This is a genomic window from Bacillus sp. LNXM65 (assembly GCF_002998575.1).
Classification (GTDB): domain Bacteria; phylum Bacillota; class Bacilli; order Bacillales; family Bacillaceae; genus Bacillus.
Map to the genome: position 1 here is coordinate 179,372 of NZ_PVRB01000007.1, position 15,843 is coordinate 195,214.

Annotated in this window: 19 protein-coding genes; 8 read left to right on the forward strand and 11 right to left on the reverse strand. The window is 40.9% G+C overall.

The features are described 5' to 3' along the window. Positions 1-33: 33 nt before the first annotated feature. Positions 34-390 (forward strand): YtxH domain-containing protein, encoded by a 357-nt coding sequence (locus tag C6Y03_RS14910; RefSeq protein WP_034663584.1) that lies wholly within the window; start codon positions 34-36, stop codon positions 388-390. Positions 391-577: 187 nt separating this feature from the next. After that, complete coding sequence (locus C6Y03_RS14915; RefSeq protein WP_034663587.1) at positions 578-1,198, forward strand: HTH-type transcriptional regulator Hpr; 621 nt, start codon at positions 578-580, stop codon at positions 1,196-1,198. On the opposite strand, the gene C6Y03_RS14920 is transcribed toward C6Y03_RS14915, so the two are convergent. Beyond that, positions 1,176-1,520: a YhaI family protein gene (locus tag C6Y03_RS14920; RefSeq protein ID WP_034663590.1), complete on the reverse strand. Its 345-nt coding sequence runs from the start codon at positions 1,518-1,520 to the stop codon at positions 1,176-1,178. The genes C6Y03_RS14915 and C6Y03_RS14920 overlap by 23 nt on opposite strands. A gap of 233 nt (positions 1,521-1,753) precedes the next feature. On the opposite strand from C6Y03_RS14920, the gene C6Y03_RS14925 reads away from it, so the two are divergent. Both C6Y03_RS14925 and C6Y03_RS19400 read left to right on the forward strand, forming a co-directional pair. Beyond that, positions 1,754-2,272, forward strand: a complete 519-nt coding sequence (locus C6Y03_RS14925; protein WP_060595916.1) for a DUF3267 domain-containing protein — start codon at positions 1,754-1,756, stop codon at positions 2,270-2,272. An 82-nt stretch (positions 2,273-2,354) separates the two neighbouring features. After that, a complete protein-coding gene (locus tag C6Y03_RS19400) occupies positions 2,355-2,540 on the forward strand; it encodes a hypothetical protein (RefSeq protein WP_072368131.1) in 186 nt (61 codons plus the stop codon). A 53-nt stretch (positions 2,541-2,593) separates the two neighbouring features. On the opposite strand, the gene C6Y03_RS14935 is transcribed toward C6Y03_RS19400, so the two are convergent. Together C6Y03_RS14935 and C6Y03_RS14940 are read right to left on the reverse strand one after the other, a co-directional pair. Then, positions 2,594-2,683 carry a YjcZ family sporulation protein gene (locus tag C6Y03_RS14935; RefSeq protein ID WP_017360317.1) on the reverse strand — a complete coding sequence of 30 codons (90 nt, stop codon included), beginning with the start codon at positions 2,681-2,683 and terminating at the stop codon, positions 2,594-2,596. Positions 2,684-2,827: 144 nt separating this feature from the next. After that, positions 2,828-2,914, reverse strand: coding sequence for a YjcZ family sporulation protein (locus C6Y03_RS14940; protein WP_008361129.1), 87 nt, complete (start codon positions 2,912-2,914; stop codon positions 2,828-2,830). Between the two features lie 161 nt (positions 2,915-3,075). On the opposite strand from C6Y03_RS14940, the gene C6Y03_RS14945 reads away from it, so the two are divergent. Next, a complete protein-coding gene (locus C6Y03_RS14945) occupies positions 3,076-3,960 on the forward strand; it encodes a peptidylprolyl isomerase (RefSeq protein WP_003211354.1) in 885 nt (294 codons plus the stop codon). Positions 3,961-4,012: 52 nt separating this feature from the next. On the opposite strand, the gene C6Y03_RS14950 is transcribed toward C6Y03_RS14945, so the two are convergent. The 4 genes from C6Y03_RS14950 to C6Y03_RS14965 all read right to left on the reverse strand — a co-directional run bounded on the left by C6Y03_RS14950 (position 4,013) and on the right by C6Y03_RS14965 (position 9,387). Then, positions 4,013-4,240 (reverse strand): sporulation YhaL family protein, encoded by a 228-nt coding sequence (locus C6Y03_RS14950; RefSeq protein ID WP_034663596.1) that lies wholly within the window; start codon positions 4,238-4,240, stop codon positions 4,013-4,015. 116 nt (positions 4,241-4,356) lie between these two features. Further along, complete coding sequence (gene yhaM / locus C6Y03_RS14955) at positions 4,357-5,304, reverse strand: 3'-5' exoribonuclease YhaM (RefSeq protein ID WP_034663598.1); 948 nt, start codon at positions 5,302-5,304, stop codon at positions 4,357-4,359. 62 nt (positions 5,305-5,366) lie between these two features. Next, the gene (locus C6Y03_RS14960) at positions 5,367-8,156 is read right to left on the reverse strand and encodes an ATP-binding protein (RefSeq protein WP_095284970.1); all 2,790 of its coding nucleotides are present in this window, start codon (positions 8,154-8,156) and stop codon (positions 5,367-5,369) included. A gap of 16 nt (positions 8,157-8,172) precedes the next feature. Then, positions 8,173-9,387 carry a metallophosphoesterase family protein gene (locus C6Y03_RS14965; RefSeq protein WP_034663603.1) on the reverse strand — a complete coding sequence of 405 codons (1,215 nt, stop codon included), beginning with the start codon at positions 9,385-9,387 and terminating at the stop codon, positions 8,173-8,175. 172 nt (positions 9,388-9,559) lie between these two features. Here C6Y03_RS14965 and C6Y03_RS14970 point away from each other — a divergent pair, with 172 nt between their 5' ends. Next, a complete protein-coding gene (locus C6Y03_RS14970; protein ID WP_034663606.1) occupies positions 9,560-9,748 on the forward strand; it encodes a YhzD family protein in 189 nt (62 codons plus the stop codon). A 31-nt stretch (positions 9,749-9,779) separates the two neighbouring features. Here C6Y03_RS14970 and C6Y03_RS14975 read toward each other — a convergent pair whose 3' ends face one another. Together C6Y03_RS14975 and C6Y03_RS19205 are read right to left on the reverse strand one after the other, a co-directional pair. After that, positions 9,780-10,553, reverse strand: a complete 774-nt coding sequence (locus C6Y03_RS14975) for an enoyl-CoA hydratase (protein ID WP_080869535.1) — start codon at positions 10,551-10,553, stop codon at positions 9,780-9,782. 29 nt (positions 10,554-10,582) lie between these two features. Beyond that, positions 10,583-10,771, reverse strand: a complete 189-nt coding sequence (locus tag C6Y03_RS19205; protein WP_080869524.1) for a hypothetical protein — start codon at positions 10,769-10,771, stop codon at positions 10,583-10,585. Between the two features lie 352 nt (positions 10,772-11,123). On the opposite strand from C6Y03_RS19205, the gene C6Y03_RS14990 reads away from it, so the two are divergent. Both C6Y03_RS14990 and C6Y03_RS14995 read left to right on the forward strand, forming a co-directional pair. Beyond that, positions 11,124-11,621, forward strand: coding sequence for a cation:proton antiporter regulatory subunit (locus C6Y03_RS14990; protein WP_034663613.1), 498 nt, complete (start codon positions 11,124-11,126; stop codon positions 11,619-11,621). 3 nt (positions 11,622-11,624) lie between these two features. Further along, the gene (locus C6Y03_RS14995; protein ID WP_106039564.1) at positions 11,625-12,848 is read left to right on the forward strand and encodes a cation:proton antiporter; all 1,224 of its coding nucleotides are present in this window, start codon (positions 11,625-11,627) and stop codon (positions 12,846-12,848) included. Positions 12,849-12,885: 37 nt separating this feature from the next. Here C6Y03_RS14995 and C6Y03_RS15000 read toward each other — a convergent pair whose 3' ends face one another. Further along, on the reverse strand, positions 12,886-14,160 hold the full coding sequence (locus C6Y03_RS15000; protein WP_106039565.1) for a lysine N(6)-hydroxylase/L-ornithine N(5)-oxygenase family protein: 1,275 nt from the start codon (positions 14,158-14,160) through the stop codon (positions 12,886-12,888). 75 nt (positions 14,161-14,235) lie between these two features. After that, on the reverse strand, positions 14,236-15,735 hold the full coding sequence (locus tag C6Y03_RS15005) for a coproporphyrinogen III oxidase (RefSeq protein ID WP_106039566.1): 1,500 nt from the start codon (positions 15,733-15,735) through the stop codon (positions 14,236-14,238). Positions 15,736-15,843 lie beyond the last annotated feature (108 nt).

Consider the following 15,843-nt stretch of genomic DNA (forward strand, 5'->3'; position numbering starts at 1 on the left):
CGAATGTGTAAAATTTGACTAGAGGTGATTTGAATGGCTAGTGGACGTTCTTTATTAACAGGATTATTTGTAGGCGGTCTCCTCGGAGGTGCGGCAGTGCTCCTGACGACTCCCTCTTCTGGCAGAGATGTGCGCGGAAAGATGAAAGACGGCTATGACAAATTCGAAGATACGCTGACAAGATTAAAAAGAGATGGACAAGCTTTAAAAGAGCAAATTGTTGAAACAGCAAAAGAAAGCGCAGAGGTCATTAAAGAAGTCGGAACTGAATTACAAGCATCGATTCAGCAATGGCGCGAAGAAATCAAACCTCACCAGCAGGACTTGCAAAAGGAAATTCAGGAAATTGAGGAAAAGCTCAAACAACTGGAGAAAACCTTACAAAACTAATATACTCACGAAAAAATATTCGTTTACAAAAGTGTGCGGGGTGCGTATCCCGCACTTTTTTTGTTGAAAAAAGGTTATTTTGTCAATGTTTTTCATGAGTTTTAAAAATTCTTGAATTTTCAGCTTTATTAATCTTTATTTTATTGGCATAATAGAATTACAAGAAAAAGAGAAGTAGGTGAAATGGATGAATCATTCGGAACAGCCTTTCGATGTAAAAGAAGCACTTTTATTCAGTCAAAGAATGGCCCAATTGAGCAAAGCTCTTTGGAAATCCATTGAAAAGGACTGGCAGCAGTGGATCAAACCGTATAACCTAAATATCAATGAACATCATATTTTGTGGATTGCGTATCAATTAAAAGGAGCTTCAATATCAGAAATTGCAAAGTTTGGCGTCATGCATGTATCAACGGCGTTTAACTTCTCCAAGAAACTGGAGGAACGAGGATTTTTAAAATTTTCTAAAAAGTTAAACGATAAACGCAATACGTATATTGAGCTAACGCCAAAAGGCGAAGAGACATTCCATAAACTACTTGAAGATTATGACCCGGCACGAACTGGTATTGTCAAAGGCGCACAGCCGCTTCATGACATTTACGGAAAGTTCCCTGAGATTTTAGAAATGATGTGTATTATCCGAAACATCTATGGTGAGGATTTCATGGAGATTTTTGAGAAATCGTTTTCAAACATTGAGAAGGACTTTTTGAATGAGCGAGGAAAAGTCACGAAAAAGCCTGAGGAACTTGAAGACTCAGCTGATGCAGCAGAAAAAGCGGCTAAAGCAAATCAAATTGTTTAATGATCTTTATAAATTCATTCATTAACGGCTGAAACAGCCCTTGATCATGCAATGCAAATATCGTCTCATGCACATCCAGCTTTTCAATTAACTGTCCTGCAAAAAGCGCAAGCATATCGTCAAACATGACGTAGCCTTGTGCTTTTTGCTTGTCCATTTCCTCTGAAAGCTCAGCACAAATACGCTCAATTTCCTTCGCCTCTTCTTTCGATACCCGCTGCCTGATCAATAATGCATAATATGGATAACGGCTCATATCGGTCGCCGTCAGCAAAAGTTCCATATAATATTCGAGCTGGCTCATTCGTTCCTCAATACTCATGTACGTTCCCTCTTTCTCTTAGTCTTTCTATTTTAGCCGAAATTACTCATTGACGAAAGAGACGAACCTCCCTCTTCTGTCTTTTTTTCTTGAAAAACCCAAAGTTTCCTCTCTTTATTCCATATGAAGGCAACATTTTATTTTTTTTCAACAAAACCATTGATTTTTATCCTTAGGAAGAGTAAATTATCTTGAGATATTCAATTAGTTTTTTAAGATTGGAAGGATGAAAAATGAATTGTTGGAAGACCATTAATCTTGAAAAGGATTATGGTTATACGAGACTGCTGATTTCAGCCATAAGTCTTGCTATACTTTTTTTCATTATGGCTTTTTTATGTTTTCAACTGACTCATCCTGAAACGAGACTAAGCAGCCACAACGCACCGCTTTTTGCTGTGCTTTTACTTGTGACATTGCTTGTCCACCGTGTGGTTCACTTGATCCCAGTGATGAAAAACAAGAAAAAAATGACGCTATTTAAACGAAATTGCTGGAAGCGTGTGCCAAAGAAAGTAATGCTTTATTCACTTCTCAGTCCATTTTGTTTGATTTCACTGCTTTACTTTGTGTTAGGCGTGGCGTTTCCAATGTATGCACACTATTTTATCATCATCGCAAGTATTCATGCAGGCTATTGTTTGCCTGACTTTTTATTTGCATGGAAACTGCTCAAAGCACCTAAATCCTGCATCATCGATCAAGCCCAAGACGAGTTTGATATTTTAGTTGACCAAACTTCCTCATCATGAGGTTTTTAAAGCCAACTTCTATCTTTTTCATAAAAAATTTGGTAATGTAGTATGGGAATAGCATAGAGAGGGGGGATCTCCGATAGTTTTATTTTACTTCATCGTCTTTGCCGCGTTTATTGTGTATTCAATAAACAGGCTTACTAATACATTATGCCTTGTCAGAGAGATTCCTGAAGAACGGCAAGATAAGGTGTTTCGCTTTATCAATGTATCGATACTGATCTTACTGATCTCATCATTTGTTGAAATTACCATTTCTATTTAAGATCAAAGCAAAAGCTGCCAGTTTGAGGGCAGCTTTTTGTGTATATTGATTGATTAGCAAATCCAAGATGCACCGATAATGATCAATAAGATGAATAACACGACGACTAGTGCAAAACCGCCAGCAAAGACTTCTCCTCCCATGTAAAACACCTCCTGCCAGTTCTTGCTCTGTTCTAAGCTCAGTGTATGCAAAAAAAATGAAAACGTTTAGGCACCTGTCATCGTTTGAAAAAAGAACCGCCCGCACGCATGGCAGGACGGCTCCTTTCTGTCACAGCGATTTAATTAGTAAAGATATGCTGCACCAACGATGATCAGCAAAATGAATAGCACGACCAATAAAGCAAACCCATTAGAATATCCTGCTCCCATATAATTCAGCCTCCTTTTTGTGATCACTATATGTGTATGTCGCGCGCAAATTTTTGACTAGACGAATGCCCTCCCATTTGCATTTCTTTTTACAGCGTGTCACAATATGTTATGATACAAGCAATGATAAATAAATTGGAAAGATTAGGAGTGTTTTTTGAATGAAAAAAATGGCTTTAGCAGCTGTAACAGCAGTTAGTGTTTTAACTCTTGGCGCATGCAGTAGCGGTGATAAAGATGTCATCGCAACAACAAAATCAGGAGATGTCACAAAAGAAGAGCTTTATACAACTCTTAAGAAACAAGCAGGTGGAGATGCTTTAAATCTACTTGTTCAACAAAAGGTTCTTGCTGACAAATACAAAGTATCTGATAAAGAAATTGATAAGAAAATGGAAGAATATAAAAAGACACTTGGTGAAGATCGTTTAAAACAACTTCAAGATGAATTCGGAAAAGATTACATCAAAGATCAAGTGAAATATGAGCTGCTGACTCAAAAGGCTGCCAAAGCTAACATCAAAATCACTGATAAAGAAGTAAAAGCGTATTACGATGACCTAAAAGGGAAAATCCGCGCAAGCCACATTTTAGTAGCTGATAAGAAAACAGCTGACGAAGTGGAAAAGAAATTAGATAAAGGTGAAAAATGGGATGCCGTTGTGTCTGAATATTCAACTGATACCGCTTCAGCAGCACAAGGCGGCGATGTAGGCTGGTTCGCAAAAGAAGGCCAAATGGACGAGAACTTCAGTAAAGCTGCTTTCAAACTAAAAGTGAATGAAATCAGCAAACCAGTGAAATCACAATTCGGCTACCATATCATTAAAAAGACCGAAGAACGCGGTAAATACGATGACATGAAAGCAGACTTGAAAAAAGAACTGCTTAATCAAAAACAAGCAGACACAAATGAAATCCAAACGATCTTAAACAAATTGGTGAAAGATGCCGATGTGAAAGTAAAAGATAAAGAACTTGAAAACACATTCAAAGAAAAGTCTCAACAACCCGCACAAAATCAACAACCTCAACAAAACCAGTAATCACAAAAACCCCTCTGCCGTGATCGTGCAGAGGGGTTTTTATATGACCTGATTAAGCAATCGAGTCTTCATGTGCCGCCGTATCATGTGATCTTTTCACTTGCTGATCCTGACGTCTACGCTCTCTTTCTTGTTCCATTCGCTCGATAAAAATTTCTCCTTCCTTTTCAATAAAGGATTGATCAATCTCTTGCTCCTCTTTGGCCGTTGTCATTAATTTATACGCACAGAAAATAATGCCAATGATACATGCATACACCCACCATGGAAAAAACAACATTTTTTCATCGCCTCCTTTTTTCAGAACAGCTCTCTCTTCCTTTGTGTTACATGCTTATGCGAAAAGAAGACAAGTTATGAAAAAAACGCCCGCAATAAACGGACGTTTTGACATGGTTATTCGTGATGAAAGGTTGGTTTATAAAATGAACGATTCTCTAGCGCAAAAATACGTTCTGTATATTCTCCTGGCTTCACATGCTCAAGCGCACGATCCATCATATTCATCTTCGCATCTAAATTATCAATATAGTGGAGTATTTCGGCTTCCTTCACCATTGGTGGTTTCGGGCTGCCCCACTCTCCTTTTCCGTGATGACTCAGTACTAAGTGCTGTAAAATCAGAATTTCTTCTGAATCAATGCCAAGCTCTTCTGCAGCTTTCGCAATTTCTGTCACCATAATCGAAATATGACCGATTAAATTCCCTTCCACCGTATAGGTGGTTGAGACTGGGCCCGAAAGCTCTTTGACTTTTCCTAAATCATGAAGAATGATGCCTGAATATAAAAGATCTCGATCTAATGATGGATATAGGTCAACAATTGATTTAGCCAAATGCAGCATGGACACCACGTGATAAGCAAGACCAGAGACAAATTCGTGATGGTTTTTTGTCGCTGCTGGATAGTCAGCGAATTCCTGTCCATATTTTTTCAGCAAATGCCTTGTAACACGCTGTATATTAGGGTTTTTCATATCAAAGATATATTGCATAATCGTATCCATCATATCATGTTTTGGAATAGGAGCTGTTTCGAGAAAATCATCAATTCGAATTTGCTCATTTTCAGCAACAGGGCGTATATTCCTAAGTTTCAGCTGATTCCTCCCGCGATAATGATGAATATCGCCTACTACCTTCACAATGGTTTGCGCGGCATAGGTTTGTTCATCATTCTGCTTTGCATCCCATAGTTTCGCCTCAATATCTCCACTTTGATCTTGAAGAATTAACGTTAAAAATGGTTTGCCATTACTCGCAATCCCTTTAGTAGATGATTTAATTAATAAATGCAGGTCAACTTGTTCGCCGACATCATAGGTCATGATCCCTTTAGCCATTCAATAAAAGCTCCTTCCATGTTTCTGCTCATATAAGTATAACATAAGTCATTATTTGTCAATCATTCAACTGCTAAACTCGTAATCTGTCCATCTTCTGCTGCTTGCTTCATATGCTCATGACAGGTGAAATAAAACAGCTGTGTTTCAAAACGTGTGAGCTCGTTCATCATCTCCAGCACTCTTCCTAGACGAACGTGATCGAAATGAACGAAGCTGTCATCCATCATAAACGGAAGCTGACAATCTTGCTGATGAGACAAAGCGAGCGCAAAACGAATCGCCAGATAGATCTGTTCACACGTTGCCTGTGAAAGCTCCTCTGGACGGAATATTCGTCCATCCATTCTTTTCACCATCAGCAAGTCATCTTCAGGTGAAAATAAAATCGCTTCATAACGATCATTTGTTAACGGTTGAATAAAACTTGAGGCTGTTTGAAGCAATGCAGGCAGCCTTGTTTCTTTATGCTCATTCAATTTTTCTCGTATGACGGAGCGGACAAGCTGAATTGCCGCCCATTTTTTTGCGAGGTGCTTCGCATGCTCCTGCTCTGCGGCAAGCTGATGAGTCAAATCAGACACCGTTCCAGAAGCTTCTATTTGCCGGATTTCCACCGCTAGTTCTGCTAAACGTTTTTCCATATTCTCCGCATTCAATTGAACGTCATGAAGGTGCTGCCTTGCTTCTGCACACTCCTCTTCAAGGAGAGGTAATCCTTTGCGAACAATCCATTCCTCCTCATCAAAACAACCGCTTCTATGAAGCTCTTGATTTAGCTGCTGCAAATGGGAAAGCCGTTCCCGGTATTCTTTAGATAGATGAGAAAGCACTTGGTAATCTTCTTTGGACTCTGCTTCTACTTGACGAAAAAGCTCGCCAGTTTGTTTTTCGTAATATTGAATTTCCCCTTCTAGTGTCGTGAGCTGCTGGATCGCATGTTGAATAGATACGTGCAATGTCTGGCGTTCTTTTTCTCTTCTCGCCTCATCTTTCAATATCTCTTGAAAAGCTGAGATATTCTCCTGAATGGTTCCTTCCTTTTTTTGAAGGATACTGCTTAACGCTGAAACCCTGCCCTCATAAATCGATTGCTGATCGGAAAGCATGCCTATTTCACGATGAAGCTCCTCATATGCCGCTGTATTCATTTTTAATTGTTTTAGGATATGGAAGGCCTCTACTAGGAAAGAAAGCTCAGACGACAAGCCAAGCTGTCTCTTCTTTTCCTCTACTTGCTGCTGGACAGGTTCCAGCTCTAGCTCCCAGTCTTCATATTGCCGAATGATTCTTTCGTACAGAAGCTCCTTCTGCCTCATAAGTGTTTCAGCTGAAGCTGCCTGCACTTGAAATGAATCAAAGGCCCCTTCGCCGCTTCTTTGTTTCATAGGGCTCATTTGACTTAATGGGTAAATGAGAAAGAAGAGAAAAACAGAAAATCCCGCAAACAAGAGCGTGATCCACCACTCTGTTAAAAAGAATAGAACAAGCAGAAGCACCACATCAAATGCGATCAAGCCTCGGAATAACGACGCCCGGGAATGAATCGGTTTCTTTTTCGATCTTGTCCCCTTCGCATCATCTTCTGCTCCGTGCTGTCTGACTTGCTGTTCCTTTAATCCTTTTAGAGCGGCTTCTGCTTCGTCCAGCTCATGTCTTGCGTGATCAAATCGTTCATCTAACTGCGCTTTTCTATCCATGAGACGAACGTATTGAGTGACAGTCTCCTTTAATTCCCACTCAAATTCAAGCGAATCGTCAATTTGTTCGAGCTTTATCGGGCGCTCCCACTTTAGCTTTGCTACCGCTTCGTCTATTTTTTGTTTCAATGAATCACGGTTTGCTCGACACTCTGCTATGTGCTTTTTCACAAGCTCAGCATCAGCTGCTTCATCTACGACTCGTTTCATCTCCATTATGGTATCCTTGTCATAGAGCGGTTGAACTTGTACGAGTGAGGTTTGCAAATGGTCTAACTTCTGCTTCAGTGCAGTCAATTGAGCCTTTTTCGGGTGAAGGTGTGATTCTAGTTTATCCAGCTCATGCTCTGTTTCTGCTCTAAAACGTTTGACTCGGTCTGGATAGCGGGCTAATTCCTTTTTTAATTCCACTTTTTTCTCAATCATGGGATAAACTTGAATGGATTCAGCCAGTTTCTGAATGTGTTCCTCAGCTTGCTTCATTTCACTTTGAAGCTTTTCGATCGTCTCTGTTAATTCAGATTGCTCCCGTTTCTTTTCGGTATAGCTGCCTTCTACCAATCTCGCTTGTTTCAGCTGACCTGTCAGCTCTTTTAAACGATCAAGCTGCTGGTTTAATTCAGGCTTGCGTCCATTTGGTTTAAACAGCTGCTCCTGCTGCTTTAGCAGCCTGCTATCCATCTTGGTGGCTGCATCCGAGCCAAATAAACTTGAGAAAAGTAGAAATTCGCCTATTTGGTCCTGGTTTAAGGCTTGGACATTTTGCAGTCCAAACACATCAAATGAATAGATTGATTGATATAATCTGCGATCCGTTCCCTTTAAAAGTGTCTGTAGAAAAGCTTCGTCTTTCACTTCACCATTCGGTAAAAATACCTGTGCTTGCCCACCGCGATCGGACGTTCTCTCAATATGAATAACGCCTAACTCATCATCTTGGCAAGTAAGGGAACCACCATAAAAAGAACCCTGTTTCGTCTTGTACATCTTGTTTTTCGGAAAACCAAATAACATCGATTCAATAAACGTTTTCAATGTCGTTTTCCCCGATTCATTCAGGCCGTAAACTAGCTGAAAACCGTCATCAGAAAAGTGAAAGGTCCGATTTGAAAATTTCCCGAAATGGGCGATATGGAGTGAACGTATTTTCATTGTGCCTCTCCTTTTCTCATAATTGCTTTAGCTGTTCTGTCAGCAGCCTTTGTGCTTCTTCTTTTATATCCACTTCATCCTCTTTTGTGAGAGCTTTTCCTGACTTTCTATAGGTTGGGTGACGCTTGATCGGTGATAGAAGCTCTTCATATGCCTCAAACTGTGAAATTTCAGCAGTGAGTTCCTTCAAAAAAGAATCTTCTGGATAGACGACATCCTCGTTTGTTCGGCAGTCAATCGATATCACCCAAACGAATACCTCTTCATCTTCTTCCTGTTCATGAAGAACGGTCAACAGCTCCTCAAGTACCTCAAGCTGAGTACGCTCAAAGTAAGGAGGAGCATCACCCGTCAATTCAATTTTCACAAAATGAGGGACGCCCTCCTCTTTCAGCTCACTGATTTTGCTATCCACAAGTGTCACAAGATCCGTCATATGAACCGTTTCTGTCATGTCTATTGCAAGTGTCTCAAACATCACATCCGCACAGCTAATAAATTCCGCTGTCTCAGAATCCTCGGAGAGTTGAATAACGTAACAGCCTTTCTCTCCTGTTTCTTTAATATGTCTGCCCTGCATGTTACCAGGGTAAATAATCAACGGGTCTTCATGCAGAAGGGCTCTCTTATGTATATGTCCAAGCGCCCAATAATCGAAATCCCGTGAAAGAAGCTGCTCAAGCTGAAATGGTGCATACGCATCATGCCCTTCTTGTCCGGCTAATGTACCGTGAAGCATCGCAATGTGATAGGCAGCATCTGTCGTTTTGACATAATGAGATGTCATATTTTCATAGACAGCCCGCTCTTTGTAGCTAAACCCATAAATACTTGCAACAAGCTGCCCCCCTCTATAGTAGGATTGCTCACTTGGTGTACTGCTTGAAAAAACGTGCACATTCTCAGGCCACTCAATCGGTGTCCATTCACCGCCTAAATGATCATGATTACCATAAATAATAAAGACGTCAATCCCTTGAGTTTGCAGTCTTAGAAACTGATTTCTTAAAAACAGCTGTGCTTTCAGACTGCGATTGGATTCGTCAAATAAATCTCCGCTCAGCAGCACAAAGTCTACTGCTCGAGCAATGGCGAGATCAAACATATTCTTCGCACTTTGAAATGTACTTTCTTTGAGCCGCTTAAATGGTAAGCTAGGGATATTCGACATTCCTGCAAATGGACTGTCTAAATGTAAATCTGCGGCATGAATAAAGGTGAGCTTAGTCAAACGTCTATCTCCTTGTCCGATACTGTCATTGTCCATATTTTATCATGCCATTTTTACGAATGCACGTTCTATAGCTCTCATTCTAAAAAACACAGTTTTAAGAGCTAAAAAAGAGGTTTTGCCTTATTCATTGTTTAATTACATAGAAAAGCAGAGGAAAGGGAGATGAGGAATGGAGAAGACATACTTTTTAACTGTATTTGACCGGTCGGGTGAGACCTTATTAAATGAAAAAATCACAACGGATAGTGATGAAAAGGCAAAGGAATTAGGGCGCCATCGCTTAATCGAACAGCAATACACGAAGCATTCCCACCGGCTCGTTGATGATGCAGGCAAGCTTCTTTTATTTGAACGTTAAAAAAACCGGCATTCGCCGGCCTCACATTCGTTTATACGTTCTGAAACACAGGTCGTCTTTTTTCTAAAAAGGCCTGAATGCCTTCCTTATGATCATGACTTTGCCTCAGTCTTGCCTGTGCTGCCCTCTCCTTTTGAAGAACGGCTAGCAGCTCAGGTTCTGACTGCTGAAAATAGATCAGCTTTGTTTCAATAAATGCTTGAAGCGGCATGTTCATAAACGGCTTCACACATACTTTTTGATACGCATCGACTTCATCCTGAAACACCCCGTCTGCAAGGCGCAGTTTTAACGCTTCTTCAGCCGGCAGCTTTTGTCCGCTCCAAATCAATTGTTTCGCGGTTTGTTCACTGACTCTTTTTGTGAGAAAAAAATGCCCTCCGCCATCTGGAATTAACCCTACTCCATTAAAATTCATGGCGAGCTGTGCATCCTGATGCATAAACAAGTAGTCACAGCTTAAAGCAAAGCTAAAAGCAAGGCCTGCCGCTGACCCGTGGACAAGGGCAATCGTCACTTTTTTCATACCGGCTAGAGAAAGTGTAATTCCCTCGATCAAATCCATCACACGATGGAAATCTTCTTCACTTTCCTGCTTAAGCATCATGCCAATATCTCCGCCTGCTGAAAACCCTTTCCCCGCTCCCTTGATCACAACGACTTTTGCACTGCTTTCTTCCGCTGCATCACACGCCTCTTTGAATTCAGCAAACATGTCCACATGAAATGAATTATAAGCATCAGGCCTGTTGAAAACGATTTCAAAAATATCCCCGTCTAACTGACAATTGATATATGTCATCATCCATCCCCCTTTTCTTTTAAACTCATGACTTAATTCCATTTCAACCCGAATAATCCCTTTTCCTCTTCATAAAAAATTTCAAGATCAATTGATACCAAAACAAGCATAATTGTTGAAACAAGAAATATATTTTTATATAGTAAATGAAGAAAGAAAATGATTTTGAAAGGGGGAGGATGATTGATAAGGTGTTCCATATTCATATTGGTTAGTTTCATCGTCATGTTTTCTCCTTTTTCAAATGTCGTTTTTGCTCCACAGGCAGAAGCGAGTGCACCTAGTCTTATTTCTCCATCCATCTACGATGAAGAAATTCAAGCTGTGAAGACACCTCCATTTTCAAAAAAACATGCCTCCTCTATTCTGTTAAAGAACAGATTATCACTGGCTGATTCAAAGATTTTTTTTCTCAAGCCTGCTCCATCAGCTGCGCTATCCATTGATCTATGTTTTTTGGAAATGAAGTGTGCGATCCCCATTATGTGTCAATCAAATTACCTCTACTGATTCATTTTATTTCATCCGTATTACTATATGAAAAACACAACCTATCATATTCGGAGGGATAAAATGAATATTAAAGAAAATGATCTTCCTGGGATCGGAAAGAAATTTGAAATTGAAACGAGAAATAGAGAAAAAATGACGATAGTGATTCATGATGATGGCAGACGGGAGATTTATCGTTTTGACGATGATGATCCAGATGAAGTGCTGTCCACCATTTCTCTCGATGATGCTGAATCAAGGCAAATCGCTGCGATTATCGGCGGCATGGTGTATAAACCGCAGGCACTTGAAACCATTGAAATGGCCTTCAATGACTTGATGATTGAATGGTTTAAGGTGGAAAAAGGCGCAAAAGCGGTTGGACATACACTCGGTGATTTAGATGTGCGGCAAAACTATGAAGTCACCGTCATTGCGATCATTAAACATACAAATGAAAAATTACTGAACCCTGGTGCCGATTCGATTATTGAAGCAAATGATACGATGGTCATTTCAGGCGAAAGAAAACACTTAAAGCGATTGATACGTGATTTTCTTTCTAGAGGGGGAGAGTGATGAATGGATCATTTAGTCTTTGAAGTTGGGACGGCGCTGATTCTCATCGCCATCGCCAGCTTAATCGCCAATAAAATAAAATACTCTATCATCCCTTTTCTCATTGTCCTCGGTATGATCGTTGGGCCGCATGCTCCAACCATCGGGATCATTGATCTAAAATTTATCGAAAGCACCGAAATTATTTCGTTTTTTGGCAGAATGGGCGTCTTGTTCCTTCTTTTCTATCTTGGACTTGAGTTCTCTGTCGGAAAGCTTATTAAATCGGGCAAATCCATTGCTGTCGGCGGATCTATTTATATTTTGATTAACTTCAGCTTAGGACTGCTTTACGGTTTTATCACAGGGTTTGGATTCCTTGAGGTTCTCATTATGGCAGGGGTTATCACGATTTCATCCAGTGCCATTGTGGCCAAAGTCCTTGTTGATTTGAAACGGACTGCGAACCCTGAAACTGAGTTAATTCTTGGGATCATTATGTTTGAGGATATTTTCCTCGCTGTTTATTTATCCGTCGTATCTGGTCTTGTCCTTGGAGATGCCACAACGGTTAGCGGTGCCTTATTATCCATTTTCATTGCTTTTGGTTATATGATGCTTTTCTTTATCATCGCACGTAAGCTGCCAAAACGATTAAACAAGTTGTTCGATATCCGTTCGAACGAAGTGTTCATCATTGTGATTTTTGCGGCTTTATTCTTTGTCGCTGGTTTCTCAGAGACAATCCATGTAGCAGAGGCCATTGGGGCACTCTTACTTGGTCTTGTTTTCTCAGAAACAGAGCACTCTGACCGCATCGAACATCTTGTGGTTCCATTTAGAGATTTCTTCGGGGCCATGTTCTTCTTCAGCTTCGGTCTCAGCATTGATCCATTTACATTAGGTGATGCCTTCTGGCTTGCGATCGGCGCTGTGATTCTCACCTTCATTGGGAACTTCACTGCTGGAATGTTCGCTGGAAGAAGAGCTGGTTTTTCTCATAAAGCCTCTTCTAATATTGGATTAACCATCGTATCACGCGGAGAGTTTTCGATCATTGTAGCTGAGCTCGGTATTGCGGGCGGACTTGCCGCTACCTTAAAGCCATTTGCTGCATTGTACGTCTTAATCCTTGCGATTTTAGGACCGCTTGTGACGAAGGAATCTAAGCGAATTTATCAAATTCTAAACAAAATCTTCAAATGGAAAACAGAAAAGCCAAAAGTGAAAAAGGAAACAACGATCTAATGAAAAAGGGGCCTATACTTGGGCCCTTTTTCATATCTCATTCAAATTGCTGAAATGCTGTTTCTTGCTTGACTGGCGCTTCCTTGACCCCGCGAATGGTTTGAATCACTTTCTGGTTGCGGTAGATGGATAGTTTTAAATTGGTCGCCGCTGTTCCATGAGAGTGATCAAGATGCGTGAATGTAAAGAAATGATGAGGGCGCTTGTCTTTGAACACAAGCCTGAAGTCTTCTGTCACTTTAAAATGCTCTTCACTTTCCCATTCAATCAAAGGTTCATACGCACTAAACCACGCCGGGATATTCGGAGTGTACCCTGTAGCCAATACGGCACGATCAGCTGTTATGCTCTTTTCTTTCTTTAGCTGCCACTGCTTTAGGTGCAGCTTCAGGGACTGATTCTCCTCCACCTGAATCGCTTCAAGCTCGGTCATTGGCTGAATCACCACAGATGGCTCTTCACCTGTAACAGACCGATGATACAATTCCTGATAAATACGCGAGAGCGTCGATGCATCTATACCATTTCTTAATCCAGTCAGCCTAGGCAATGTGTTCATTCGTTCTTCATAAGGAAGCGAATGGAAATATTCGACGTACTTCGGTGTAAATAGCTCCTGGCCAAGCTCTGCCGTCTCCAGCTCTCTAAATTCACTAGATCGCGTAAACCACGAAAGCTGCTGTCCTTTCTTTTGATGCTGAAGCAGGTCTAAGAAGATTTCGGCTGCACTCTGCCCAGAGCCAATCACCGTCACCGACTCAGCTTCATGAAGTTCTTCCTGCTGGTCTAAATAACGGCTGCTATGTGTCACATATGGCAGTGCAGCATCAGGCACATCGACAGGAATCATCGGTTTGCTCCCTGTTCCAAGCACGACATGCTTTGCCCGATACTCAGAAAGCGATCCATCCTTCAATCGCCGGACTTTCACAAGATAACCACCTTGGCAGTCCGTCACTTCCTCTACCTTCATCCCAAATTGACAGCTATCTAATTCACCTGCGACCCATGATAAATACTCATTGAATTCTCTTCGCGGAATGTCAAACTGTTCAAATGTATAGAACCGGTGAAGTCTATTTGATTCATGTAAATAATTTAAAAATGTATACCTGCTCCTTGGATTCGCCATCGTCACAAGATCAGCTAAAAAGGAGACTTGTAAATCCGTTCCTTTGATCAGCATACCAGGATGCCAGGCAAACTCGGACTCCTGTTCAAAAAAACAGCATGAAACATCTTCATACTCCTCTAACAAAGCCGCCAAACCTAAATTGGCGGGCCCAATCCCAATTCCGATCACATCAATCATATGTACACCTGCTTTAACTTTTTATCACTTATATACCCTTTTACAAATGAAAAAAACACTGCGTCACCGCAGTGTTTAAACGTGAGGAACAAATAATGACTCAAGAAATTCAATTTTCTCTTCGGTATAGTGTTCATAGCGGTCATTATACGATTTTGGATCTTTTGGATTGGCATACTGCGTAATTTTTCCTGAACGCGGATCAATGAATTTACTAGCAGCACCGCATCCAATCCCTATAATTGTCTGCACTTCTTCCATAATAATGATATTATACAAACTTTCCTGCCCATCCAATGAATACCCGACATTTTCAAGGTTCCCTAAGATGTTTTTTTGTCTATATAAATAATAGGGATGATAGTCATGTGCTTTCGTCCAAGCGACCGCTTCATCCATCATACGTGTGATTTCTTCCCGGTCTGCTACTTGATATTTGTCCTTATTGCGCGTCATCTCAGAAGCTCTTTTAAAGGAGAGCGTATGCACGGTTAAAGATTCAGGCTTAAGTTCTTCAGTCTGCTGCAAGGAATGCTGGAATTCCTTTAGGCCTTCTCCCGGCAAACCAATAATTAAGTCCATATTAATATTATTCATGCCATACTGTCTTGATAAGTGATACTTTTCAATCGTTTCTTCTACACTATGGTGCCGGCCAATGGCTTTCAGTGTTTCATTCTCATACGATTGTGGATTGATGCTAATCCGGTCAATATGATATCGGTTTAGCACCTCTAGCTTATCAGGTGAAATCGTATCAGGACGTCCTGCTTCGACAGTCACTTCCCGTATATGTTTCACATCAGGGAACGAGCGATACATTTCTTCATACAGCAAATCCATTTCTTCCGCAGTAATACTCGTCGGCGTACCTCCGCCAAAATAAACAGTCGTCACTTTGATACCATGTTCTTTTAGCCAAGTACCGATTTTTTGCATCTCATAATGCAGACCAAACAAAAACGTTCCCACTCTTCCAGCTTGTCCTTTAATCGCATAAGCAGGAAACGTGCAATAAGCGCATTTGGTTGGGCAGAAAGGAATACCAATATAAATACTTACTTCCTGCTGAAGGTCATACAGGTCAGGAATCGCTTGAAGCTGACGGTCGACAATCTCCTGCATCAAATCGATTTTTTCATCATGAATCAAATAATCACGCTTTAATGCGGCATGCGCGTCTTCCTGTGTCATGCCTTCTCTCAGCATCTTATGGAGTAATTTTGTAGGACGTATCCCTGTGAGAATCCCCCACTTTTGCGTCATTCCTGTGTGCTCCTGAAGCAGATGTAAATAAACAGACAGCACTGTGTTTTTGATTTGCTTCCAGCGCTCCTTATCGTTCAAGCCCTCTGGGACGTCTCGCGAAAAACGACTAGTGATGTCTGATCCAGCGATGTGACCAGATGCTTCCACCGTTCCATTTTCTTCTTTCCAGCTAAACACCATGGTTAAGCCATCTTCTAATTCTCCTGTATCAAACAGCACTTCACTATCTTCTTCAAATAAATTGGCTATATTAACAAGCGGGCGATGAAATCGTTCATCTGACAGCCCTTTAATTAAAATTCGCATCGTATCACCTTTATCTTCAAACTTGTTTCATTTTACAAAATCTATGTAGGAAAAGCAATGACTGGAACAGTTGAAGGCCCTGCCATTTCTTGATTGACAGGGCCTTCG